Here is a 21805-nt window from a genome sequence, read left to right as displayed (position 1 = left end):
GACTGCCGATGTCCGCTCCTGTCCTATCAATACTGTTCCTGGCGGCCATGTTCCTTTTGGCCACCGTCCTGCCGCTGAACATGGGCGCCCTGGCGTTCGTGGGCGCCTTCGCCCTTGGCTTCCTCGTACTTGGCATGAGCACCGAGGAGATCCTGGCCAACTTCCCGGGCGGACTGTTCCTGACCATCGTGGGCGTGACGTACCTGTTTGCGATAGCGCAGAACAACGGGACGATTGACCTCTTAGTCCGCGGCGCTGTCCGCCTGGTCGGCAACCGGGTGGCACTGATCCCCTGGATCATGTTCGCCATCACCGCACTCATCACATCCGTCGGCGCCCTCTCCCCTGCCGCCGTCGCCATCATTGCCCCAATCGCCCTGGGCTTTGCCGCAAAAAACAAGATCAACCCGCTGATGATGGGCATGATGGTCATCCACGGCGCCCAGGCCGGCGGCTTCTCCCCGATCGCGGTGTACGGCGTCACCGTCAACGGCATCATCGGCAACACCGACCTCGAGTCCAGCCCATTCGCCGTTTTCATGGCGAGCCTGCTTTTCAATACATTCATCGCGCTGATTCTCTTCTTCGTCCTCGGCGGCACCAAGCTGCGCAGCAGCGCAGCCGGCGCCTTCGTGGAGCAGGTCGCCTCGGCGCGCATGAGCGTCAGCTCCGCCGACCGCACCGACGTTGCCTACAAAGGCACCGGCTCGGGTATCTACGGCCCGCGCGATCCCGCGGGCGACGGTGTGGACGCCACCAAGACCCGCGGCGAACTCTTCCCCCAGCTCGCCACCATCGCCGGCCTGATCGTCCTGGCCGTTGTGGCCCTCGGCTTCAAGGTCGACGTCGGTTTCGTGTCCATCACCATCGCGGTAGTCCTGGCCCTCGTATCGCCCCAGGCCCAAAAAGGAGCGGTCAACAAGATCAGCTGGTCCACCGTGCTGCTGATCTGCGGCATGCTCACCTTCGTGGGCGTCCTGCAGGAGGCGGGAACCGTTGAATACGTGTCCGACGGCGTGGTCGGACTGGGCATGCCGCTGCTGGCCGCCCTGCTGATCTGCTACATCGGTGCGGTCGTCTCCGCCTTCGCTTCCTCCACCGCCATCCTGGCCGCCCTGATCCCCCTCGCCGTGCCGTTCCTGGCCTCCGGCGAGATTGGCGCCGTCGGGCTGATCTGCGCCCTGGCAGTGTCCTCCACGATCGTTGACGTTTCTCCCTTCTCCACCAACGGCGCCCTGGTGCTCGCCAACGCCCCCGATTCCCTGGACAAGGACCGCTTCTACAAGCAGATCCTCTCCTACAGCGGAATCGTCGTTGTGGCCGGGCCGCTGGTCGCGTGGGTGGTCATGGTGGTTCCCGGCTGGCTCTAGGGCCGTACCCGGACCCGCGCAGTGGAACGCCGGAACGCCGGCACTTCAGAACAAAGGAAAGAAACCCCTATGCTTACCGATTCCCCCACCCGCGGCCCCCTGGACGGCTATGTTGTCGCAGACCTCAGCAGGGCCCTGGCAGGACCGCACGCCGGCATGATGCTGGCAGACCTCGGTGCCCGGGTCATCAAGGTGGAAACCCCCGGCACGGGAGATGACACCCGGAGCTGGGGACCGCCCTTCGCCGGACCGGAAGATGACCAGCAGTCCACGTACTTCCTCTCCTGCAACCGCAACAAGGAGTCCATCAGCCTCGACCTGAAATCCGAGGACGGCGCGGCGGTCCTTCGGGACCTCGTACGGCGGGCGGACGTGCTGGTGGAGAACTTCCGCCCAGGGGTCCTGGACCGCCTCGGTTTCTCCCCCGCGCAGCTCCACGAACTCAACCCCCGGCTGGTGATCCTCTCCATCAGCGGGTTCGGCCATGACGGCCCCGAGGCCACCCGCAGCGGCTACGACCAGATTGTCCAGGGCGAGGCCGGGCTGATGTCACTGACCGGGTCCAGCCCTGCCGATCCCCAGCGGGTGGGTGTCCCCATCGCGGACCTGCTCTCCGGGATGTACGGGGCCTTTGGACTGCTGGCCGCACTGCTCGAACGCGAGCGCACCGGCAAGGGACAGGTGGTCCGCACCTCCCTGCTGGCCGCCGTCGTGGGTGTCCATGCGTTCCAGGGGACTCGCCACACCGTGGCCGGGGAAGTACCCGCAGCACAGGGCAACCACCATCCCTCGATCGCTCCCTACGGCCTGTTCTCCTGCCGGGACGGGAAAATCCAGATCAGCGTGGGCAGCGAAAAGCTCTGGGTGGCCTTCGCCGCCGCATTCGGGATCGATACCTCCCGGCCGGAGTTCGCCGGCAACGCCGAAAGGGTGCGCAACCGCGAGGCAGTGATCGCCGCTGTCGAGGAAGCTTTTGCGGGATTCGACGCCGAGCCGCTCCTGGAAAAGCTCCGGGCCGAGGGGATTCCCGCAGGGAAGGTACGAACCCTCGATGAGGTCTACGCGTGGGAACAGGTCCGTTCACAGGGCTTGATGATCGACGTCGAGCACCCGGTCCTGGGCGAGGTGACCCTTCCGGGCCCGCCCCTGCGGTTCTTCGAAGCGGACGCGGGAACCGAGACCACGCACCGGAGCCATACGGCACCTCCACTGCTGAACCAGCACGGGGACGGCGTCCGGCGCTGGCTGGCGGGCAGGGAAGGAGAGCAGTCATGACCGTGCAGGCACCCCGGAAGCGGCTGGACGCGCGCGGGTTGCTGGACATGGTGGTGGACCCCGGGTCCTACCGTTCCTGGGACAGCCCCGTGACCTACACCGGGCACAGCGAAGCCTATGAGGCAGACCTCGCCGCAGCCCGGCAGAAAACCGGTGAGGATGAATCGGTCCTGACCGGTGAAGGCCTGGTCCGCGGGCGGCGCGTTGCCCTGGTTGTCTGCGAGTTCGGTTTCCTGGGCGGCTCGATCGGAGTCGCTGCAGCGGACCGCCTGATGCACGCCGTCGAGCGGGCCACCCGTGAAGGCCTGCCGCTGCTTGCCGGCCCGGCATCGGGCGGCACCCGCATGCAGGAAGGCACCCTGGCCTTCCTGTCCATGGTGAAGATCACCGCCGCCGTCCGCCGGCACAAGGAAGCCGGCTTGCCGTACCTGGTCTATCTCCGCCACCCCACCACGGGCGGCGTGATGGCCTCGTGGGGATCACTCGGCCACATCACGGTCGCCGAGCCGGGTGCCCTCCTCGGCTTCCTGGGCCCCCGCGTCTACGAAGCCCTGTACGGGGAGCCTTTCCCGACGGGCGTCCAGACGGCGGAAAACCTGCAGGCCAGAGGCCTCGTCGACGCCGTCCTGCCGCCGGAAGAGCTTGCCGGAACCATTCACCGCGCACTGTCCATGCTCCTGCCCGGGCCGGCTGACCCCATGCCGGCACCGGCGTCGCTGGGCAGCGGCCCCTCCGCGCTGTCTGCCTGGGAGTCCATCACCATTTCCCGGAATCTCCTGCGTCCCGGGGTCCGGCAACTGCTGCACGTCGGCGCTGCCGACGTCCTGCCCCTGAACGGAACCGGCCAGGGCGAGAAAGATCCCGGGCTGCTGCTGGCACTGGCCCGGTTCGGCAACACCCCCTGCGTGGTGCTGGGCCAGGATCGGCAGCGCGGCAGCGAGCAGGCAGCGCTTGGCCCGGCGTCGCTGCGGGAAGCGCGCCGGGGCATGCGACTGGCCGAGGAACTGGATCTGCCCCTGCTGACGATCATCGACACGGCCGGGGCCGCGCTGTCCCGGGAAGCCGAGGAGGGCGGGCTGGCCGGCGAAATTGCCCGGAGCCTCAATGACCTGGTGGGACTGGAGTGCCCTACGGTGTCGGTGCTGATGGGCCAGGGTGCCGGCGGCGGCGCGCTGGCACTGCTTCCCGCTGACCGCACGATCGCTGCGCAGCATGCCTGGCTCTCCTCCCTGCCGCCTGAAGGAGCCAGCGCCATCGTCCACCGCGACACCAGCCACGGCGCACAGATGGCCGAGGAACAGGGTGTCACGGTGGGGGCCTTGGCTGCCCACGGAATCGTGGACCACATTGTGGAGGAACGCCCCGACGCCGCCGCCGAGGCACCGGCGTTCTGCCGGCGGATGGCAGAGGCCGTTGAGTATGAGCTGGCCACCCTGCGTTCCGTCCCCGGGGAGGAAAGGCTTGCTGGACGTGCTGAGAGGTTCCGCCGCCTGGGATCGGTACTGTGAACGCCGGCGCCGGGACCTGCCCGCGGGAACCTTCCGGAAAATCCTCCCGCCTCCTGTCCACACTTGTAGCCTTCTCACAAAATGGAGGTTGCGGGCCCAAGGCCGTAAGCTCGAAAGATGCCAGCAACCCCACCGGTGACCCAGGCCACAACTTCGCCCGAAGCGGGCGGCGCGGACCCGCTGGTCCTTGAGCGCCTGAAAGCGAATATCGGCAAACTCTCCACAGCCACGCTGAAGCAGTTGGACGTTTCCCTTCCGTGGTACCGCGGGCTTCGTCCGGATGAGCGTTCGGCGCTGGGCATGGTGGCGCAAAAAGGCATCGCCTCATTCGTCAACTGGTATGAACGCCCCGCTTCGCCGGCCTGGGTGCTCAGCGACGTTTTCGGCACCGCACCCACTGAACTGACCCGCGCCATCAGCCTGCAGAAAGCCCTTTCCCTCATCCGGGTGGTGGTCCAGGTTGTCGAGGACCGGGTCCCGGAGCTCGCTGCCGGTTCAGTGCAGGGCCCGCTGCGTGAAGCCGTTCTCCGGTATTCCCGCGAGGTCGCCTTCGCAGCCGCGGACGTGTATGCCCGGGCAGCGGAGACCCGCGGCGCCTGGGATACCAGGCTGGAGGCGCTGGTTGTCGACGCCATCCTTCGCGGGGAAAGTTCGGACGCGCTGCGGTCAAGGATCGCTGCGGTGGGCTGGACCTCGGCAGCCCCTGTGACCGTCATCGTTGGCAGTCCCCCGGCCGACCCCAACCCGACCTTCGTCAATGAGATGCGCAGGGTCGCCGGGAGGCTTGCCGAAGACACCCTCGTGGGCATCCAGGGCGACCGCCTCATCCTGGTCCTGGGCGGACTCTCCGACAAGGCCGGCGCCCTCGCCCGGCTTGCTGACCTTTTCGGTCCGGGCCCGGTCGTCTACGGCCCGGCGGCGGAGTCCCTCGTGGAAGCCGGACCGTCGGCCCAGGCAGCCTTCGCCAGCTTGACAGCTGCCAAAGCCTGGCCCGCTGCTCCCCGCCCGGTGGCAGCCGACGACCTGTGGCCCGAACGTGTGATGTCCGGTGACGACTCGGCCAGGAAGGCCCTGATCCGCAACATCTACCGTCCCCTGCTGGCCGCTTCCAACGGTCTGGCTGACACCCTGTCGGCGTACCTTTCCCTGGGGCATTCCCTTGAAGCCACGGCGCGGGAGCTCTTTGTCCACGCCAATACCGTCCGGTACCGGCTCAGGCGCGTCTGCGACATCACCGGATGGGATCCGATGCTGCCCCGGGAAGCCTTCGTGCTGCAGACAGCCCTGGTGGTCGGGCGCCTCGCACCGGCCGGAAAAACGGCCGCGGAACGGCCTGCAGCGCGCTCCTGAGTACCCTTGCCAGCAGGGACTTCGCTTGTAGACTTCCTACAACGCGTCCCAGAGAGCTTGGTTCACCTAAACACCCGGCAAATCGCACCTTCTTTGGAAAGCTTGTTACGTGCTTGCAATCGTCTGCCCCGGCCAGGGGTCACAAACGCCAGGCTTCCTCGCTCCGTGGCTCGAACTGCCCGGAGTCCGGGAGCACCTCGAAGAGCTCTCCGACGTCGCAGGTCTTGACCTGGTGGCCCACGGCACCGTCTCCGATGAGGAAACCATCAAGGACACCGCCGTCGCCCAGCCGCTGATCGTCGCGGCCGGACTTGTGGCCGGCCGGCTGCTGCTGGATGCCGAAGCGCTGACTGCAGCCACGGTTGTTGCGGGACACTCGGTCGGCGAAATCACTGCTTCCGCACTGGCGGGTGCACTCCCGGAAGCCGACGCCATGGCCTTCGTGCGCGAACGCGCCAATGCCATGGCCCGCGCCGCGGCAGCGGTACCCACCGGCATGAGCGCCATCCTCGGCGGCGATCCAGACGACGTGGCACGCGTCCTTGCCGAGCTGGGACTCACTGCCGCCAACGCCAACGGCGGCGGGCAGGTCGTCGCCGCCGGAACGCTGGAGCAGCTCGGCCTGCTGGCTGAAAACCCCCCTGCCAAGGCGCGGGTTATTCCGCTCAAGGTGGCCGGAGCCTTCCACACCAGCCATATGGAGCCGGCGCTCAGCACCCTTGAGGCACTGCGGCCCTCGCTGTCTCCCGCCGAGCCCCGCCCTACGCTGCTCTCGAATTACGACGGCGCCGCAGTCGTCAGCGGTGAGGCCAACCTCGACAGCCTGATCGCCCAGGTGTCCCGTCCGGTCCGCTGGGACCTGTGCATGGAAACCATGACGGGCATGGGCGTCACCGGCATGCTGGAGCTTCCTCCGGCAGGCACCCTTACCGGTTTGGCCAAGCGCGGCATGCGCGGAGTTCCGGCCCTGGCCCTGAAGACCCCCGAAGACCTCGCCGCTGCTCGGGCCTTCGTGGCCGAGCATTCCGGTGCGGCAGCAGTTACAACACAAGAAGGTAACGCGTGAGCACGCCCACCCTGAAGCAGTCCCCCATCCACGAGTTCAGCCGTATTCACGGCATCGGCGCGTTCCGGCCCGACGTGATTGTCAGCAACGACGACGTCTGCCAGTGGATCGAATCCTCGGACGAGTGGATCCGGCAGCGGACGGGCATTGTCACCCGCCACCGCGCTGACAAGGGTACGTCCGTTGTGGACATGGCCGAGTTGGCCGGACGCGAGGCGCTCGAAAAGGCCGGGATCGACGGATCCGCACTGGGCGCTGTCATCGTCTCCACTGTGACGCACCCCTACGCCACTCCCTCGGCTGCCGCCCAGGTCGCTGACCGCCTGGGTGCCACACCGGCGCCCGCCTACGATGTCTCCGCTGCCTGCGCAGGCTACTGCTACGGAATTGCCCAGGCCGACGCCCTGGTGCGATCCGGGGCCGCCAAGTACGTGCTGGTGGTCGGCGTCGAAAAACTCTCCGACTTCATCGACAACACCGAACGCACCATTTCGTTCCTCCTCGGTGACGGTGCCGGCGCCGTCGTCATCGGGCCTTCCGACACACCCGGCATCGGGCCTTCAGTGTGGGGATCGGACGGCAGCAAGTCCGGCGCCATTGGCATGACCCACTCCATGCTTGAAATCCGGGAACTCTCCCTGGCTGCCGAGTCCGACGGCACGATTCCGGCCTCGGTGCTGGCTGAGCGCGAAACCAAGCTGTGGCCGACCCTCCGCCAGGACGGACAGACCGTCTTCCGCTGGGCTGTCTGGGAAATGGCCAAGGCCGCCCAGCAGGCGCTTGACGCTGCGGGCATCACGGCCGCCGACCTCTCAGCCTTTGTCCCGCACCAGGCCAACATGAGAATCATCGATGAGATGGCCAAGCAGCTGAAGCTGCCCGAGTCAGTGGTCATCGCCCGCGACATTGCCGACGCCGGCAACACCTCCGCCGCTTCCATTCCCCTGGCCACGCACCGGCTGCTCAATGAACATCCCGAACTGAGTGGGAAGCTCTCGCTGCAGATCGGTTTCGGCGCCGGCCTGGTGTTTGGCGCACAGGTAGTTGTCCTCCCCTAGTTTCACAGACCACACCGCTTCGGCGGTTGGAAAACCGACGCCGGTCCAGCACCGGTACCAACGAAAAAAGGAGCCCCCATGGCTAGCAACGAAGAAATCCTGGCCGGTCTCGCCGAGATCGTCAACGAGGAAACCGGTCTGGCCCCCGAGGCCGTTGAGCTGGACAAGTCCTTCACGGATGACCTGGACATCGACTCCATCTCGATGATGACCATCGTGGTCAACGCCGAGGAAAAGTTCGGCGTTCGCATCCCCGACGAAGAGGTCAAGAACCTCAAGACCGTTGGCGACGCCGTCGACTTCATCTCCAACGCCCAGGCGTAGTTCGTGGAGGGCGGCCGCTGCCTGCGGCCGCCCTTTACAGCATCACCTCGACTCGCCGCAGAGCGGTGAGCCACCAATTTTCCGAGAGAGTGAATCATGGCCCGCAAAGTAGTCATTACCGGCCTCGGCGCAACGTCGCCGATCGGCGGAGACGTCCCGACCATGTGGAAGAACGCCCTGGTAGGCGTCTCCGGTGCCCGGACGCTGGAGGACGAATGGGTTGAGAAGTATGCCCTGCCCGTCACCTTCGCTGCACGCGTATCCACGCCGGCCACTGAAGTCCTCTCCCGGGTTGAAGCAAAGCGAATGGACCCTTCGACGCAGTTCGCCGTCGTCGCTTCCCGGGAAGCCTGGGCCGACTCGGGCCTGGCAGACAGCGAAATTGACCACGACCGCCTGGCCGTCTCCTTCGCCACCGGCATCGGCGGTGTCTGGACCCTGCTTGACGCGTGGGACACGCTGCGGGAGAAAGGTCCCCGGCGCGTCCTGCCGATGACCGTGCCCATGCTGATGCCGAACGGCCCCGCGGCCGCTGTGAGCTTGGACCTGGGTGCCCGTGCCGGCGCGCACACGCCTGTGTCGGCCTGCGCGTCGGGAACGGAATCGCTGCACCAGGGCCTGGAACTCATCCGTTCCGGAAAGGCAGACGTTGTGGTCTGCGGCGGAGCAGAGGCAGCTATCCACCCCATGCCGCTGGCTTCCTTTGCCTCCATGCAGGCACTCTCCAAGCGCAACGACGATCCGGAACGCGCCTCACGTCCCTATGACAGGGACCGGGACGGCTTCGTGATGGGTGAAGGCGCGGGCGCCCTGGTGCTCGAGGCAGAAGAACACGCCCTGGCCCGCGGTGCACGCATCTACGCCGAACTGGCCGGAACCGCCGTCACCGCCGACGCCTACCACATCACCGCACCGGATCCCGAAGGTCTGGGCGCCACCCGTGCCCTGAAGGCCGCGCTGTTCGATGCCCGTGCCCAGGCCGGGGACGTAGTCCACGTCAATGCGCACGCAACCTCCACGCCGGTGGGCGACAAGCCGGAATACACGGCACTGAAGGCTGCGCTCGGCTCGCATGTGGACAATGTCGCCGTCTCGGCTACCAAGTCACAGACCGGGCACCTGCTCGGTGCCTCAGGTGCTGTGGAAGCCGTGCTGACAGCCATGGCCGTCTACACGCGCCAGGCTCCGGCCACGATTAACCTGGACAACCAAGATCCCGAAATACCGCTCGATGTCGTGACCACGGCACGCGATTTGCCGCAGGGTGACATCGTTGCGCTGAACAACTCCTTCGGGTTCGGCGGACACAACGCCGTTGTAGCCCTTCGCAACCACTAGTTCCTGACGGCAGGACAGACAAAAGGCCGGGGGGCCCCCCGGGGGGCCCCGCGGCCTTTGCCGATTAACGCTGAATACCGGGTAAGACGCGTGTGGAGGAGGACTCAGCCGACCTGGTGCAGCCAGCGCACCGGCGCGCCGTCCGCTGCGTGCCTGAAGGGTTCCAGTTCGTCGTCCCAGGCTTCCCCGAGTGCCAGGGACAACTCGTGGTAGACGGCTGCCGGGTCGCCTGCACCGTTTTCATAGGCATAACGGATCCGGTCTTCGGAAACCATGATGTTTCCGCTGACATCGGTGGTGGCGTGAAAAATCCCGAGTTCGGGTGTGTGGGACCAGCGGCTGCCGTCTGCACCGGCGCTGGGATCCTCAGTGACTTCATACCGGAGGTGTGCCCAGCCCCGCAGGGCGGACGCGAGCAGAGAACCTGTGCCCTGCGGTCCGGACCAAGCGAGCTCCGCACGGACCATCCCGGGAGCGGCAGGCTGCGGGGTCCACTGAAATTCCGTCCGCTTTTCAACGACGGATCCGATGGCCCACTCGATATGCGGGCACAACGCAGAAGGGGCTGAGTGCACGAACAATACGCCGTGCGCCATCACAACAGTCATTCCATCCTCCGTAGCTGTAGGTGCGTCTTCCCCAACGACCTGCAATGCGGGACAGAATCCTGAAGCAGTAAGCCCTAAATCTGCTGCGCCCCCGGCAGTATGGAACCGCTCACCGTGAGACCTAGCATCATTGTGCCGCAAGTTACTCGATTACGCCAATGAAACTACTTGGTTGCAAGTGCAAATCTTTCACGGCAGCCGCCTGCCGTGACTCAGGCACGCGGGTGGGCCTGCTGGTAACTCTGCCGCAGCCGGTCCACGGAGACATGGGTGTACAGCTGTGTGGTGGCCAAACTGCTGTGTCCCAGGATCTCCTGGACGCTTCGGAGATCGGCTCCCCCATCAAGCAGGTGGGTCGCGGCGCTGTGCCGTAGGGCGTGCGGACCGGTGGCGGATGTATCGCCAAGGGCTTCGAAAAGGGCAGAAGTCACGGACCGGACCTGACGCTGATCGATTCGGCGTCCCCTGCGGCCCAGGAAGAGAGCCGGCCCGCTTTCCGTTCCTGCCAGCTCTGGCCGGCCGCGGCGCAGCCAGTCATCGACGGATAGGGCTGCCGGCAGTCCATAGGGAACGGTGCGCTCCTTGTTGCCTTTGCCGAGTACCCGTAGCGTCCGGCGCTCCAGGTCAAGATCGTCAACGTCGAGGCCGACAAGTTCCCCGACCCGGATACCGGTGGCGTACAGCAGCTCCACCAGCGCACGGTTGCGGAGGGCCAGCGGCTCTCCTTCCGCCGCAGCCGCGGCAAGGGTCTCAAACAGAGTCTCGAGCTGCCCAGGCCGCAGTACCCCCGGGAGGGTCTTGTTTCGCTTCGGCGCTTTCAGGCGCAGCGCCGGGTCAGCGGCGATCAGTTCTTCGCGCAGCGCCCAACCGGTAAACGACCGCGCGGTGGCCGCTCTCCGGGCCAGGGTCGTGCGGGCCAGGGAAGCTTCATTCTGCTTGCCGAGCCAGCCGCGGAGCACCTGCAGGTCAACATCGGCGAGGGTTGTGAGACCAAGGCCCGCAGCGTAATCCAGGAGGGCCGACACATCCCCTTCATAGGCCCGGACCGTGTGTGCCGAGCGCCCCCGTTCCGAGGCAAGGTAGCTGCAGAAGGACTCAAGTGCCCGGCTGAACTCCGGCGGCCTGGCAGTGGTTCCTCCAGCATCTGCCGGAACCTGGACTGCTTCCGGGACCGCGGTCTGGCGTGTCCGCTCCACTGCTGCAGTGGTGCCCGGCTCTTTGCTCACTGTCCTACCTTCCCTGCTTTCAGCGGCGGCTTCAAGCAGGCACACCGGCGCCGGCGCACTGCTGGCGGAGCGCCTCGTTATCCGGGCCGGCTTCCAGGTCCAGGAGCATCCGCTTGGCATCGACCCCACCGGAATAGCCGGTCAGTTTTCCACGGCTGCCGAGAACCCGATGGGTCGGAACCACAATGTTAAGCATGTTGCGTGCCAGCGCGGCGCCGACGCCGCGTGCCTTCGACGCGTCACCCAGTTCAAGGGCCAGCTGTTTGTAGGTGCGGGTCTGGCCGTAAGGAATCAGCTTTACCGCACTCCACACCTGGCGCTGGAACGGGGTTCCTTCCTGCGACACCGGGAGGTCGAAGCAGCACCTCCTGCCTTGGAAGAACTCCTCCAGCTGTCGTTCAGCTGCTTCGAATCCGGTTTCGGCTGCCAGCCCGAAGCGGGCTGCCACCGGTGCAGCCGGATCCGGCGCTGAGGGTTCCACTGCGATGAGCAGGGAGTCCTCAGCCACCAGGGTGAAGATTCCGAGGGGCGTAGCGATGACTTTATGGATCCTCATGGCGCTGTCCGTTTCTGCTGGTTTTGGATGGATGGATGATCTCGATTGAGCTAGCGGCTGGCCCGCTGCCAAAGTCCCTGAACTGTCCTGCGCGCCAGTCCAGCGAGTTCCAGGCGTGCCAGTCCGGCCCGGACGGCGGGAACGCCAAGGCCGGCCACAACGGCCAGCTTCTGCACTTCGGATCCCTTTCTCAGCGGCAGCGCGTCCAGCAGGAGGATGTCCTCCGCCGCCAAGCCGTCGTGGTCCGCCCGCGGGGACCGGTCCTGCGCATCGGGAAGTGCCTCAACGGGTTCCTCCCCTATGGCGACGGTGAAAGGATCAGCCAGCTCAAGAACTTCAGCGGCATCAGTCACGCAGACGGCACTGCCTTCGCGGAGAAGCCGGTGGCAGCCCGCGGAATTGGCGGAATACACCGGACCGGGCACTGTCCCGACGCCGCGCCCAAGGCCGGCAGCGTGGTGTGCCGTGTTAAGGGCCCCTGAACGCCACCGCGCTTCAACCACCACTGTCACGGCGGCGAGCGCTGCGATGAGCCGGTTGCGCTGCAGGAACCTCCACCGCGTAGGCGCGGACCCCGGCGGCACCTCGCTGAGGATCAGGCCCGCTTCTGCCACGCCCCGCAGCAGATCCTCATTCCCGGCCGGATAAAAGCGGTCGATGCCTCCGGCCATCACGGCTATGGTCACCGGCACGTCATCATTCCCGGGCAGCTCCCGCCCGCCCGCGAGTGCTGCCCGGTGGGCCTGGGCATCTATGCCGTAGGCACCGCCGGAGATCACGGTCCTCCCCCGGGCAGCAAGTCCAGCGGCGATGTCTGCGGTGACTGCCAGCCCGTAAGAGGTCGCATCCCTGGACCCAACAACGGCAAGGCAGCGCCGGGTGTCGGGGACTCTGCCCGGACCGCGGGTCCAGAGACAAAACGGGGTCCCCAGGCCCAGGTCGTTGAGCGCCTGAGGCCAATCCCCGGACTCGGGGACAAGCAGCTTTCCCCCGAAGCGGGCCGCCGTGGCGAGGTCGCGTTCGGGAGCCACATCCGCCGCGCGCGGGAGCCAGCGCTCCAACCCCTGTTCAAACGTGCGGTCCGAGGCTTGGAGGCCGTTCTCTTCCAGCAAGGCGGCAACGCTGCGGCGCAGGGTTGCCGCGGCCGCCTGGCGTCCCGCAGCAATACGGGCCGCGGACTCGGGGCCGGCAACTGCCACCAGTGCCTGGCCAAGTGCGTCGGATGGTTCGATAAGCCGGGACAGCACAGCCCTGGCGAGCAGGATCCCGGAATCTGCGGCGTTCATGCGGCGCCTGCCTGCTGCCGGAACGCGAGGGCCTGCCCTATGTCATCGGCATCAGGACACACGTGACCGGATAAGTCCGCTACTGTCCATGCCACCCGGAGGACACGGTCATAACCTCGGGCAGTGAGTGTCTGGCGATCCAGTGCCCGGTCCAGCGCCGCCGTGCTGCGGCTTCCGGGGTGGAGCGGTCCGCGCAGGACCTGTCCGCTCACTTCGGCGTTCGTTTCGCAGCCCAGCGGCAGCAGCCGTTCCCGCTGGCTCGAGCGGGCCTGATGGACCCTGCGGGCAACGGCAGCCGTTGGCTCCGCCTTGCCGGCCTCGGTGAAGTCCAGCAGGGAGACCCTGCGGATGGCCAGCTGCAGGTCAACCCGGTCGAGGAGCGGGCCGGAGAGCCGGCTGAAGTAGCGGCGTCTCTGCTGGGCACTGCAGGTGCATTCAGTCCCCTTTCCGCTTGCCAGCCCGCAGGGGCAGGGATTCGCTGCCAGGACCAGTTGGAACCGTGCAGGATAGACGGCTGTTCCCGCTGCCCTGTGCAGCACCAGGGTTCCACTTTCGAGCGGTTGACGCAGGGCATCCAGGACACGGGGTTCGTACTCCGGCGCCTCGTCAAGGAAGAGCACCCCCCGGTGGGCTCGCGAAGCGGCACCCGGGCGTGGAATTCCAGAACCCCCGCCGATGACCGCTGCAGCAGTCGCAGTATGGTGCGGACTCTCAAAGGGCGGCCGCCGGACCAGGCCCGAGCAGGGCCTGCCCCGCCAGCCAAGGGAATGGATCGCCGTGACTTCCATGGCTGCGGTGTCCGCCAGGTCAGGCAGCAGACCGGGCAATCGTTCGGCCAACATGGTCTTGCCGGCCCCGGGCGGTCCCGTCATCAGGAGGTGGTGGGCACCGGCGGCGGCAACCTCCAGTGCAAACCGCGCCTCCGACTGGCCCGCGATATCGGCCAGGTCAGGTTCCGGTCCGGCTTCCGCGCCGTCCTGGGCGGCAGGGTCTGAAACCGGCGCATCCTCCGGAGGGAACACCAGGTTTTCGGGATCCGCTCCGAAGGCCTCTGCAACAGCTGCCAGTGAGGAAAAGCCATGCACACGCGAGGATGGCACCAGTGCCGCCTCCGCGGCGTTGGCCGCCGCCACCGCAATGTCGGGAAAGCCCGCTGCGACCGCGGCCATGACCGCTGGAAGAACACCGTGAAGGGGTCGCAGCCTGCCGTCGAGGCCAAGTTCGGCGAGGAAAACGGTCCGTCCCGTCGGCCGGACGTCACCGGCTGCGCACAGTGCGGCCATCACAATGGCCAGGTCGAAGCCGGAGCCGCGTTTGTGTACGTCCGCCGGCATCAGGTTGACCGTGATTTTCCTCCGGCTCAGCGGCAGCCCCGAGTTTTTGGCAGCAGACTTAACCCGGTCACGGGACTCGTTCAATGACGCATCGGGCAGACCCAAAAGGATGAACGCCGGAAGGCTTTGCCCGATATCCGCCTCGACTTCAACCATCCGCCCCTCCAAACCGGTCAACCCCACGCCGTAGGTACGTCCGAGCCCCATCAGCCGATACCCTTCAAGTGCTCGATCACAGGGGCGGGACGGTCGCCGGGTCCGTCTCCGGCAGGAAGCAGGACGGAGACGGCGTCCACCCGCCAGCTCCGCGCGGAAGCCGCGTGAGCCCGCGCCCATGCGGCGGCCAAGAGGCACAGGCGTGCCAGCTTGGCAGCACTCACTGCTTCGAAGGGGTGGCCAAAATCCAGGGATGACCTGGTCTTGACCTCCACCACCACCAGTGTGTCGCCGTCGCGGGCTACGACGTCGATCTCACCCTGCCGGCACCGCCAGTTCCGTTCGAGAATTTGGTAGCCGGCAGCAGCAAGGTGTCCGGCAGCGAGTTCTTCGCCTGTCCTGCCCAGGAGGTCTTTGGCTTTCATGCATTGATTCTTCGCCGCCCCCGTGTGAGGAGATGTCCCACGGGCAGCAGTGTGGACAAGCACGCCATCTACCTGGACTGCCGGGGCAATGTGCAGGAGCTAACCGCCCCATGAGACCGGGTAGAGCACCGGCAGGACCTGCAGCCGCAGGGGCGCGGAGCCTACCCGCGGCCCTGCGCCGTCGGCGAAACCGTGAAAGCCGCGGAATCCGTGCAGGAGGCTGATGTGCGGCCGAAGCTGTGCTGCGAAACAAAGGGCCGGGTCCCCCGCCGCGTACCCTGCCGGATCGGCAATGCCGCAGGCGGAGAGGAACTCCAGCAGCACAGCGTAGAGCTCTGTGTGCACTGCTTCCAGTGCCGGAGTGGAGCGAAGCTCCAACGCGAGGGTCGAGCCATGGCTTCCGAAGGCGGACAAATGCGTCGGTGTGAGATGGAAATCCGTGTCGGGCAGGGCGGCAGTTGTGGCCTTGAGGTAATCGGCCAGCGCTTCCCGGAACGCCGCCAGTCCTGTTCCCGTGGCACCTGACATACGCGAATAAGCTTCGTCGGCCTTTCCGAAATGGATGAGGGTGAGGTGCAGCCTGCCCGGGGAGACCCGGCGCGTTCCCGGCGCGGGCTCCCGGGCGCGGGCCTGAAGCTGGAGCAGCCGGGCCAGGGCCGCCTCGTCAGGCTTGAGTTGGGCGTAGATCCGCACGCCGGAGAGTGCGCCGGGAATGCTTCCGGAGGGCGGACCGCCGGGATTGGGCAGGTAGTTGGCCACGAGGGAAGTTTATGATGCCTGGTCCGGGCCCCGGCGGTACCTTGGAGAAATGGTCCTCGAAATACCGCTGCTGCGGGATGAGTCCCTCCTGCTGAGGCCGCACACCGAGGCGGATGCCGACGCCGTCGTGGCGCGCTCGGTGGACCCGCTCACTATTGAATGGACCACGGTGCCGCTGGACTACACACCGGACATGGCCCTGAATTACATCCGGGCGGTGGGCACGCCCCAGCAGGACACGTTGTCCTGGGCGTTGGAGAACAAGTGCCGATATGCCGGCAGCATCGACCTGCGCTGGCAGGGGGCGGGCACCGGTGGACTGGGATTCGTGACCTCCCCCGAGTTCCGGGGCCAGGGGCTCATGAGCCGGGCTGTCCGTCTGGCGGTCGGCTACGCGTTCGATACCCTGGGCTGGGAACGGCTGAACTGGTCCTGCAACGTCGGTAACCTCGGGAGCTACAAAACCGTCTGGCGCAACGGGTTTCCGCTTCCCGTCAGAGTGCCGCACATGCTGGCACATCGGGGCCAGATGATTGACGGCTGGTTTTCCGAGCTGGAGTCCGGTGCCCCGCGGACACCGCGGATCCTGTGGAGCAATGCACTCAGGCTCCTGCCTCATCTCCCGGCTGCACCGGGACCGGATACGGCGGCCAGCTAACCCAGTTCGTCGGCCTTGGGCAGGGTCAGGTCGTCGCTGCGGGTCAGCTCTTCGACGTTGACGTCCTTGAACGTGATCACCCGGACGCTCTTCACGAAACGCGCTGACCGGTAGACATCCCAGACCCAGGCATCCTGCAGGGTGAGGTCGAAATAGATCTCTCCGTCGGCCGAGCGTGCCTGGAGATCCACATGGTTCGCCAGGTAGAAGCGCCGTTCGGTTTCCACCACGTAGCTGAACAGCCCGACGACGTCGCGGTATTCACGGTAGAGCTGCAGCTCCATGTCTGTCTCGTAGTTCTCAAGATCCTCTGCGCTCATGGCACCATCATCCCCCAACCGGGCCTGCAGCAGGCCCATCTTCCTCTGATCTGCCGGACCCCAGCCGCCAGGACAGGCGGTGCAGCGGCGAAGGCCCGAGTGTATCGATAGCGGCACGGTGCGCTTCGGTGGCGTATCCCTTGTTGATTTCCCAGCCGTAGGCGGGGTGCAGCCGGGCATACTCGACCATCATGGCGTCGCGTTCGACCTTGGCCAGCACCGAGGCCGCAGCAACGCTGAGACACGTCATGTCAGCCTTGATCCGCGTATGGACCGGAGCGGTGCAGGCGGCGTCGTCCTCCTCGGATGGTTCATCAAACAAGCTCGCCTGCAGCTGGGGAGAGAGCCAGTTGTGGTTACCGTCCAGGAGCACGACGTCGGGTGTGAGCGTCTCGCAGACCTGGGCCCACGCGCGTGTACCGGCCAACCGCAGTGCTCCCATAAGCCCCAGCAGGTCGATCTCCGCGGCGCTGGCGTGCCCGACTCCCCACGCCGGGCACCACTTCTTGATGAGCGGGACCAGTGCTTCGCGGTCGGCCGGCGAAAGAAGCTTGCTGTCACGGACCCCTTTCAGGGAGCGCACGGACTCGAGCTCGACCGCCACCAGTCCCACACTGACGGGACCGGCAAGGGCACCCCGTCCCACCTCGTCGCATCCAGCCAGGACCCGGTGCCCGACGGCGGTAAAGGTGCGTTCAAACCGCAGCGAGGGGCCCTTCGCCCCGGCCGCCCTGGCCCCTCCCGCCTTGGGCCGCGCGGTGCGCACGCTCCCTGCGGGCTTCGCTGCCGAGGCGCCCGAAGGAATACGGAGCTCTTGCTGGGGTTCGGCGCTCACGGGGAAACCGTTTCGGCTCCGGCTGGTGCGGGAACGTTTTTGAAGACTTCGGGGTAGCTGCCGATGAAGCCGGCACGGTCCAGCGGCCAGGCAATGACAGCGGCTTTGCCTTCGATGTCCTCGATGTTGACGAAGCCCTCGTTTGCGCCGTCCTGGTGTTCCCGGGAGTCGGCAGAGGCGTTGCGGTGGTCACCCATGACCCAGACTTTGCCCTCCGGAACGACGACGTCGAAGGGCGTCTCGGAGGGAAGGGCACCCGGATACACGTAGGGTTCGTCAATGGGCTCACCGTTAATGGTGATTTTGCCGTCGGCGGTGCAGCAGGTGACATGGTCACCGGGCATGCCGATGATGCGCTTGACCAGGTGCTGTTCGGATTCATCGGGCAGCAGTCCCACGAATGTCAGCGCATCGGCGATGAAGTTCCCGTCATCCCCGTTGCCCGTGGGCGGCAGCCAGCCCTGGGTGTCCTTGAACACGACGACGTCGCCGCGGGTGAGGTCGAACGGCTCCGGTACCAGCAGGTTCACGAAGATCCGGTCATGGATTTCCAGGGTCTCTTCCATGGAACCGGAGGGGATGAAGAACGCCCGGAACAGGAAGGTCTTGATCAGGAAGGAGAGCAGGAGCGCGATGACAACGATAGTGAGTACTTCACGCAGCCAGGCAGCGAATCCGCGGCTCTTGCCGTCCTTGCCGGAGGCGTGGGCGGCGTTGCGGCGCGGTTCGCCGGAGTCCGCATTCCCGTCACGGGGATCGTCCGGGAAGTCCTGCGCCATGTGCTGTCCTCTTATTCCGCTAAATTCCATACGGCTTCCAACTCTAGCCGTTCAATCTCTGAGCTTCTTTCGAACGGCCAAAGGATTTGCTGGGCGCGCCCGATCACACGCTCCTGCGGGATGAGCCCGCCGCCGGGAGCGCCGAGCAGCGACCTGGAATCGGCCGATTCGGAACGGTGGTCCCCCAGGAGCCACAGGCGCCCGTCCGGAACCTCGACGTCGAACGCCTGCTCGCTGGCGGCGTCGCCGGCGAACACATAGGGCTCTTGGATCGGTGTGCCGTTGACGGTCAGGCTGCCGTTGTCCGAGCAGCACGCAACCCGGTCCCCCGGAAGGCCGATGACCCGCTTGACGTAGATGGAATCGCTGCCGGTCAGACCGAGCCACTGGCCCGCTTTGGCCAGTCCCTGCTGCAGCAGGGGATCGCTGCTGTGCAGGGGGGCCAGGGACCCGCGTCCGTCGAAGACTACGACGTCGCCCCGCTGGATCTCGCCGCTGCGGTATTCCATCCGTGAGACCAGTATGCGGTCCCCGGGTTCAAGCAGCGGCTCCATGGACCCGGAGGGAATATAGAACACGTCGAAGAAGAAGGCGCGGACGACTCCGGCAAGCACTACGGCCGCTGCTGCGGCCCAGAACACGAAACGCCAGTCCCCCAGGGACCGGCGTTTCGCGTGCTTTCGGGGCGGGGCCCCGTCGGCGGATGTATCAGGCAAGTTATTACTTGGCGGGACGGAAGTCGCGCTTTTCCTTGATCTTGGCAGCCTTGCCGCGCAGGTCGCGCATGTAGTACAGCTTGGCGCGGCGGACGTCACCACGGGTAACGACCTCGATCTTGTCGATGACCGGGGAGTGCACCGGGAAGGTACGCTCCACGCCGACACCGAAGCTGACCTTGCGGACCGTGAAGGTCTCGCGGAGGCCGTCGCCCTGGCGCTTCATGACGAAGCCCTGGAAGACCTGAACACGGGTGTTCTTGCCTTCAACGATGTTGACGTGAACCTTGACCGTGTCACCGGCGCGGAACTCGGGGATGTCCGAACGCAGCGAGGCTGCGTCAACAGAATCTAGGATGTGCATTGTTACTCACTCCTGGTGAACGCCACAGGTCATCCACTTTGGTCACGGCAGCAAGGATGCGCACTCAGCGCACAGATACTGCCGAAGCTATGAAACCGGCCGTCCGGGAATCGGTTGCCGGTGTGCCGTACCTGTTGGCCTCGCTCCCCCTGTGGCAGGCGCGGACCCAGATGACACAACTACCTATTCTGCCACAGCTTTGGCCCCAGCTCCCAACTGCGGACGGGTCAGGGCTGGGGCAGGACGGCTTCAGGCGTAACGGTCCAGCCCAGGGCTGCCAGCGTGGCCTTGTCTGCCTTGTCCAGGCTGGCCGGGTCGAGCTTGGCCAGCAGGTCAGGCCGGCGCTCGGACGTGCGCCTGAGCTGTTCGTCCCGCCGGAAACGGGCAATCTTCGCGTGGTTGCCGCTCAGCAGCACCTCCGGAATCGCCCGGTCACGCCAGACCGAAGGCTTGGTATAGACCGGGTACTCCAGGAGGCCGTCGGAGTGGGACTCCTCGACGAGGGATTCAGGATTGCCGACGACGCCGGGCACCAGGCGGCCGATCGCCTCGACCATGGCCAGCACCGCCACTTCCCCGCCGTTCAGGACGTAGTCGCCCAGGCTCATGGGGCGGACGTCGAAGTTCTCCCCGGCCCATTCCAGCACCCTCTCGTCTATGCCCTCATAGCGGCCGCAGGCGAAGACCAGGTGCTCTGCCTCCGCGAGTTCATAGGCCGTGGCCTGGGTGAAGACTTCCCCGGCAGGCGACGGGACGATCAGGACCGGCCGGGCACCGGCGGTGTCCCCTGTACCGGCGTCCGCGAGGGAGGTGGCAAGCGCCTGGGACCAGGGTTCGGGCTTCATCACCATGCCGGCTCCGCCGCCGTAGGGGGTGTCGTCCACGGTGCGGTGCCGGTCGGTGGTGAAGGTGCGCAGGTCTTGGACACGCACGTCAAGGAGTCCGTCCTGGCGTGCCTTGCCGATCAGGGACAGGTCCAGTGCGGCGAGGTACTCCGGAAAAATGGAGAAGACGTCGATGCGCACTTAGCTGCCTGCCCCGCCCTTGTCTGCCTCCGGGATGTTGAGTTCAAACAGTCCGGCCGGCGGCGTCAGCAGCACATAGCCGTCTTCGGTGTTGACCTCCGGAACGATCGCCTCGACGAAGGGGACCAGGACCTCCCGCCCCTGCGTGTCTTCCACGATGAGCAGGTCCTGGACGGTGAGGGTACGGAGCGCAGTCACGGTACCGACGACGTCGCCGCCCACCTTGGCCTTCAGGCCCACCAGTTCGTGTTCGTACCAGCCTTCGCCGTCCTCTTCCGCGTCGGCTTCATCGGTGTCGATGAAGAGCTTCACGCCGCGCAGTTCCTCGGCACCGTTGCGATCCGCCACCTCTTCGAATCCGAGCAGGAGGATGTCCTTGTTCCAGCGCGCGCTCAGCACAGTCAGCGGACCCTTGGACGCCGGCTCAACGGTGAGCACCGCACCGGGCACAAAGCGGTCTTCGGGGGCGTCGGTCAGCACCTGCACGGTCACCTCGCCGCGGATGCCGTGGGGCTTGCCGATGCGTGCCACCTGTAACTGCATGGATTCTCCTAGGTTCGAAAGGGGCTGCCGGTGAGGGCCGGCGGCGTAAAAAAACATCCGGCCCCTACACCATTATCTGGTGCGGGGCCGGATGCTAAGAACTGCTTGAATTGCTGGTGCGTCAGCGGCGCCGGTCAGTGTCGACGACGTCGACGCGGACCTGGTCGCTGCCGGCCAGGGCGGAAATCACCGTGCGCAGTGCGCGGGCGGTACGTCCCTGGCGGCCGATGACCCGGCCAAGATCGTCCTGGTGAACACGGACCTCGAGGGTTTCCCCGCGGCGGTTGTTCTTGGCGGAAACCTTGACGTCCTCAGGGGAGTCAACGATTCCGCGCACGAGGTGCTCCAGCGCTTCGGCCAGCAATCTACTCAGCCTCAGCCTCGGTGGAAGCGGCTTCTGCCTCTTCCTTCTTGGCCTTCGGGGTGATTGCCTCGGGGACGATCACGGACTTCTTCTCGGGAACCACGAAGGGCTCCTTCGGGGCCTTGGTACGCAGGGTACCTTCCTGGCCGTCGATGTTCTTGAACTTCTGCCAGTCACCGGTGATCTTCAGCAGAGCTGCGACCTGCTCGGTCGGCTGGGCGCCGACGCCGAGCCAGTACTGGGCACGGTCGGACTTGATGTCGATGTACGACGGCTCCTCGGTCGGACGGTAGAGTCCGATTTCTTCGATGGCACGGCCATCGCGCTTGGCACGGGAATCCATGACAACAACGCGGTAGTGTGCTGAGAACTTCTTGCCAAGGCGCTTAAGGCGAATCTTTACGGCCACTTTTGTGGTCACTCCTGATCTGAAATGGGGCGAACCCGTACTTCTGCTCCCGTGGGGCGGGCCATACGTTGGGGTTCAAAAGGACAAGATGCATGCACGGAGAGAGGGGCCGCGCAGATCGAGTACCTGACCATTGTGCCAGATGACTCCATC

General features: G+C 66.1%; 25 protein-coding genes. 9 read left to right on the top strand and 16 right to left on the bottom strand.

What is annotated here, in order from left to right; all coding sequences use genetic code 11:
- Positions 1-8 precede the first annotated feature (8 nt).
- From TVB01_RS05520 to fabF, 8 genes are all read left to right on the top strand, one after another.
- Positions 9-1370: an SLC13 family permease gene (locus TVB01_RS05520; RefSeq protein WP_422454748.1), complete on the top strand. Its 1362-nt coding sequence runs from the start codon at positions 9-11 to the stop codon at positions 1368-1370.
- 69 nt (positions 1371-1439) lie between these two features.
- Positions 1440-2645, top strand: a complete 1206-nt coding sequence (locus TVB01_RS05515) for a CaiB/BaiF CoA transferase family protein (RefSeq protein WP_422454747.1) — start codon at positions 1440-1442, stop codon at positions 2643-2645.
- A complete protein-coding gene (locus TVB01_RS05510) occupies positions 2642-4153 on the top strand; it encodes a carboxyl transferase domain-containing protein (protein ID WP_422454745.1) in 1512 nt (503 codons plus the stop codon). The genes TVB01_RS05515 and TVB01_RS05510 overlap by 4 nt, the downstream gene beginning before the upstream one ends.
- Before the next feature lie 117 nt (positions 4154-4270).
- Positions 4271-5503 (top strand): PucR family transcriptional regulator, encoded by a 1233-nt coding sequence (locus tag TVB01_RS05505; RefSeq protein ID WP_422454743.1) that lies wholly within the window; start codon positions 4271-4273, stop codon positions 5501-5503.
- A 109-nt stretch (positions 5504-5612) separates the two neighbouring features.
- On the top strand, positions 5613-6569 hold the full coding sequence (locus tag TVB01_RS05500) for an ACP S-malonyltransferase (RefSeq protein ID WP_422454742.1): 957 nt from the start codon (positions 5613-5615) through the stop codon (positions 6567-6569).
- Positions 6566-7627, top strand: coding sequence for a beta-ketoacyl-ACP synthase III (locus TVB01_RS05495; protein WP_422454740.1), 1062 nt, complete (start codon positions 6566-6568; stop codon positions 7625-7627). The genes TVB01_RS05500 and TVB01_RS05495 overlap by 4 nt, the downstream gene beginning before the upstream one ends.
- A 78-nt stretch (positions 7628-7705) precedes the next feature.
- On the top strand, positions 7706-7951 hold the full coding sequence (locus TVB01_RS05490) for an acyl carrier protein (RefSeq protein ID WP_055240832.1): 246 nt from the start codon (positions 7706-7708) through the stop codon (positions 7949-7951).
- 96 nt (positions 7952-8047) lie between these two features.
- Positions 8048-9289: a beta-ketoacyl-ACP synthase II gene (fabF, locus tag TVB01_RS05485; RefSeq protein WP_422454738.1), complete on the top strand. Its 1242-nt coding sequence runs from the start codon at positions 8048-8050 to the stop codon at positions 9287-9289.
- Between the two features lie 104 nt (positions 9290-9393).
- Here the strand turns inward: fabF and TVB01_RS05480 are convergent, their stop codons facing one another.
- From TVB01_RS05480 to TVB01_RS05450, 7 genes are all read right to left on the bottom strand, one after another.
- The gene (locus TVB01_RS05480) at positions 9394-9897 is read right to left on the bottom strand and encodes a DUF3145 domain-containing protein (protein WP_227895540.1); all 504 of its coding nucleotides are present in this window, start codon (positions 9895-9897) and stop codon (positions 9394-9396) included.
- 212 nt (positions 9898-10109) lie between these two features.
- Positions 10110-11123 carry a tyrosine recombinase XerC gene (locus TVB01_RS05475; protein WP_422454737.1) on the bottom strand — a complete coding sequence of 338 codons (1014 nt, stop codon included), beginning with the start codon at positions 11121-11123 and terminating at the stop codon, positions 10110-10112.
- A gap of 31 nt (positions 11124-11154) precedes the next feature.
- Positions 11155-11679 carry a methylated-DNA--[protein]-cysteine S-methyltransferase gene (locus tag TVB01_RS05470; protein WP_422454735.1) on the bottom strand — a complete coding sequence of 175 codons (525 nt, stop codon included), beginning with the start codon at positions 11677-11679 and terminating at the stop codon, positions 11155-11157.
- A gap of 50 nt (positions 11680-11729) precedes the next feature.
- Positions 11730-12965, bottom strand: a complete 1236-nt coding sequence (dprA, locus tag TVB01_RS05465) for a DNA-processing protein DprA (RefSeq protein WP_422454734.1) — start codon at positions 12963-12965, stop codon at positions 11730-11732.
- On the bottom strand, positions 12962-14506 hold the full coding sequence (locus tag TVB01_RS05460; RefSeq protein ID WP_422454733.1) for a YifB family Mg chelatase-like AAA ATPase: 1545 nt from the start codon (positions 14504-14506) through the stop codon (positions 12962-12964). The genes dprA and TVB01_RS05460 overlap by 4 nt, the downstream gene beginning before the upstream one ends.
- Entirely contained in the window at positions 14506-14880 is a 375-nt protein-coding gene (locus tag TVB01_RS05455) for a YraN family protein (protein WP_422454731.1), read from the bottom strand. Before TVB01_RS05455 ends, TVB01_RS05460 begins: the two co-directional genes overlap by 1 nt.
- Positions 14881-14979: 99 nt before the next feature.
- Entirely contained in the window at positions 14980-15639 is a 660-nt protein-coding gene (locus TVB01_RS05450) for a 2'-5' RNA ligase family protein (RefSeq protein WP_422454729.1), read from the bottom strand.
- Positions 15640-15688: 49 nt separating this feature from the next.
- Between TVB01_RS05450 and TVB01_RS05445 the strand changes: the two genes are divergently transcribed.
- Positions 15689-16297, top strand: coding sequence for a GNAT family N-acetyltransferase (locus TVB01_RS05445; protein WP_422454727.1), 609 nt, complete (start codon positions 15689-15691; stop codon positions 16295-16297).
- Here TVB01_RS05445 and TVB01_RS05440 read toward each other — a convergent pair.
- The 9 genes from TVB01_RS05440 to rpsP form a co-directional block, all read right to left on the bottom strand.
- The gene (locus TVB01_RS05440; RefSeq protein ID WP_422454725.1) at positions 16294-16617 is read right to left on the bottom strand and encodes a DUF2469 domain-containing protein; all 324 of its coding nucleotides are present in this window, start codon (positions 16615-16617) and stop codon (positions 16294-16296) included. The two genes, TVB01_RS05445 and TVB01_RS05440, sit on opposite strands and share 4 nt — an antisense overlap.
- Before the next feature lie 7 nt (positions 16618-16624).
- Positions 16625-17383: a ribonuclease HII gene (locus TVB01_RS05435; protein ID WP_422454805.1), complete on the bottom strand. Its 759-nt coding sequence runs from the start codon at positions 17381-17383 to the stop codon at positions 16625-16627.
- Between the two features lie 65 nt (positions 17384-17448).
- Positions 17449-18231 carry a signal peptidase I gene (lepB, locus tag TVB01_RS05430; RefSeq protein ID WP_422454723.1) on the bottom strand — a complete coding sequence of 261 codons (783 nt, stop codon included), beginning with the start codon at positions 18229-18231 and terminating at the stop codon, positions 17449-17451.
- Between the two features lie 11 nt (positions 18232-18242).
- Positions 18243-18890 (bottom strand): signal peptidase I, encoded by a 648-nt coding sequence (lepB, locus tag TVB01_RS05425; RefSeq protein WP_422454803.1) that lies wholly within the window; start codon positions 18888-18890, stop codon positions 18243-18245.
- 61 nt (positions 18891-18951) lie between these two features.
- Complete coding sequence (gene rplS / locus TVB01_RS05420) at positions 18952-19311, bottom strand: 50S ribosomal protein L19 (RefSeq protein ID WP_422454721.1); 360 nt, start codon at positions 19309-19311, stop codon at positions 18952-18954.
- A 227-nt stretch (positions 19312-19538) separates the two neighbouring features.
- On the bottom strand, positions 19539-20336 hold the full coding sequence (gene trmD / locus TVB01_RS05415; RefSeq protein WP_422454719.1) for a tRNA (guanosine(37)-N1)-methyltransferase TrmD: 798 nt from the start codon (positions 20334-20336) through the stop codon (positions 19539-19541).
- Positions 20337-20879 (bottom strand): ribosome maturation factor RimM, encoded by a 543-nt coding sequence (gene rimM, locus TVB01_RS05410; protein ID WP_422454716.1) that lies wholly within the window; start codon positions 20877-20879, stop codon positions 20337-20339.
- Between the two features lie 121 nt (positions 20880-21000).
- Positions 21001-21243, bottom strand: coding sequence for an RNA-binding protein (locus TVB01_RS05405; RefSeq protein ID WP_055240819.1), 243 nt, complete (start codon positions 21241-21243; stop codon positions 21001-21003).
- A 1-nt stretch (position 21244) separates the two neighbouring features.
- The gene (gene rpsP, locus TVB01_RS05400) at positions 21245-21652 is read right to left on the bottom strand and encodes a 30S ribosomal protein S16 (protein WP_422454714.1); all 408 of its coding nucleotides are present in this window, start codon (positions 21650-21652) and stop codon (positions 21245-21247) included.
- Positions 21653-21805: the final 153 nt, after the last annotated feature.

Origin of the sequence: Arthrobacter sp. 7Tela_A1 (genome assembly GCF_049311065.1) — a bacterium.
Lineage (GTDB): Bacteria > Actinomycetota > Actinomycetes > Actinomycetales > Micrococcaceae > Arthrobacter_B.
Note: the sequence above shows the minus strand (reverse complement) of the source record. Positions and strands in the feature narration are given on the sequence as shown.

What these genes read in the sequence shown, in the direction of transcription:
- TVB01_RS05440 (WP_422454725.1), bottom strand. Translation starts at nt 16,617, where the DNA reads ATGAGCGCAGAGGATCTTGAGAACTACGAGACAGACATGGAGCTGCAG.
- fabF (WP_422454738.1), top strand. Translation starts at nt 8,048, where the DNA reads ATGGCCCGCAAAGTAGTCATTACCGGCCTCGGCGCAACGTCGCCGATC.
- rplS (WP_422454721.1), bottom strand. Translation starts at nt 19,311, where the DNA reads ATGCACATCCTAGATTCTGTTGACGCAGCCTCGCTGCGTTCGGACATC.
- TVB01_RS05510 (WP_422454745.1), top strand. Translation starts at nt 2,642, where the DNA reads ATGACCGTGCAGGCACCCCGGAAGCGGCTGGACGCGCGCGGGTTGCTG.
- TVB01_RS05480 (WP_227895540.1), bottom strand. Translation starts at nt 9,897, where the DNA reads ATGACTGTTGTGATGGCGCACGGCGTATTGTTCGTGCACTCAGCCCCT.
- TVB01_RS05505 (WP_422454743.1), top strand. Translation starts at nt 4,271, where the DNA reads ATGCCAGCAACCCCACCGGTGACCCAGGCCACAACTTCGCCCGAAGCG.
- TVB01_RS05445 (WP_422454727.1), top strand. Translation starts at nt 15,689, where the DNA reads ATGGTCCTCGAAATACCGCTGCTGCGGGATGAGTCCCTCCTGCTGAGG.
- lepB (WP_422454723.1), bottom strand. Translation starts at nt 18,231, where the DNA reads ATGGCGCAGGACTTCCCGGACGATCCCCGTGACGGGAATGCGGACTCC.
- TVB01_RS05515 (WP_422454747.1), top strand. Translation starts at nt 1,440, where the DNA reads ATGCTTACCGATTCCCCCACCCGCGGCCCCCTGGACGGCTATGTTGTC.
- TVB01_RS05470 (WP_422454735.1), bottom strand. Translation starts at nt 11,679, where the DNA reads ATGAGGATCCATAAAGTCATCGCTACGCCCCTCGGAATCTTCACCCTG.
- TVB01_RS05490 (WP_055240832.1), top strand. Translation starts at nt 7,706, where the DNA reads ATGGCTAGCAACGAAGAAATCCTGGCCGGTCTCGCCGAGATCGTCAAC.
- TVB01_RS05455 (WP_422454731.1), bottom strand. Translation starts at nt 14,880, where the DNA reads ATGAAAGCCAAAGACCTCCTGGGCAGGACAGGCGAAGAACTCGCTGCC.
- rimM (WP_422454716.1), bottom strand. Translation starts at nt 20,879, where the DNA reads ATGCAGTTACAGGTGGCACGCATCGGCAAGCCCCACGGCATCCGCGGC.
- TVB01_RS05460 (WP_422454733.1), bottom strand. Translation starts at nt 14,506, where the DNA reads ATGGGGCTCGGACGTACCTACGGCGTGGGGTTGACCGGTTTGGAGGGG.
- TVB01_RS05520 (WP_422454748.1), top strand. Translation starts at nt 9, where the DNA reads ATGTCCGCTCCTGTCCTATCAATACTGTTCCTGGCGGCCATGTTCCTT.
- dprA (WP_422454734.1), bottom strand. Translation starts at nt 12,965, where the DNA reads ATGAACGCCGCAGATTCCGGGATCCTGCTCGCCAGGGCTGTGCTGTCC.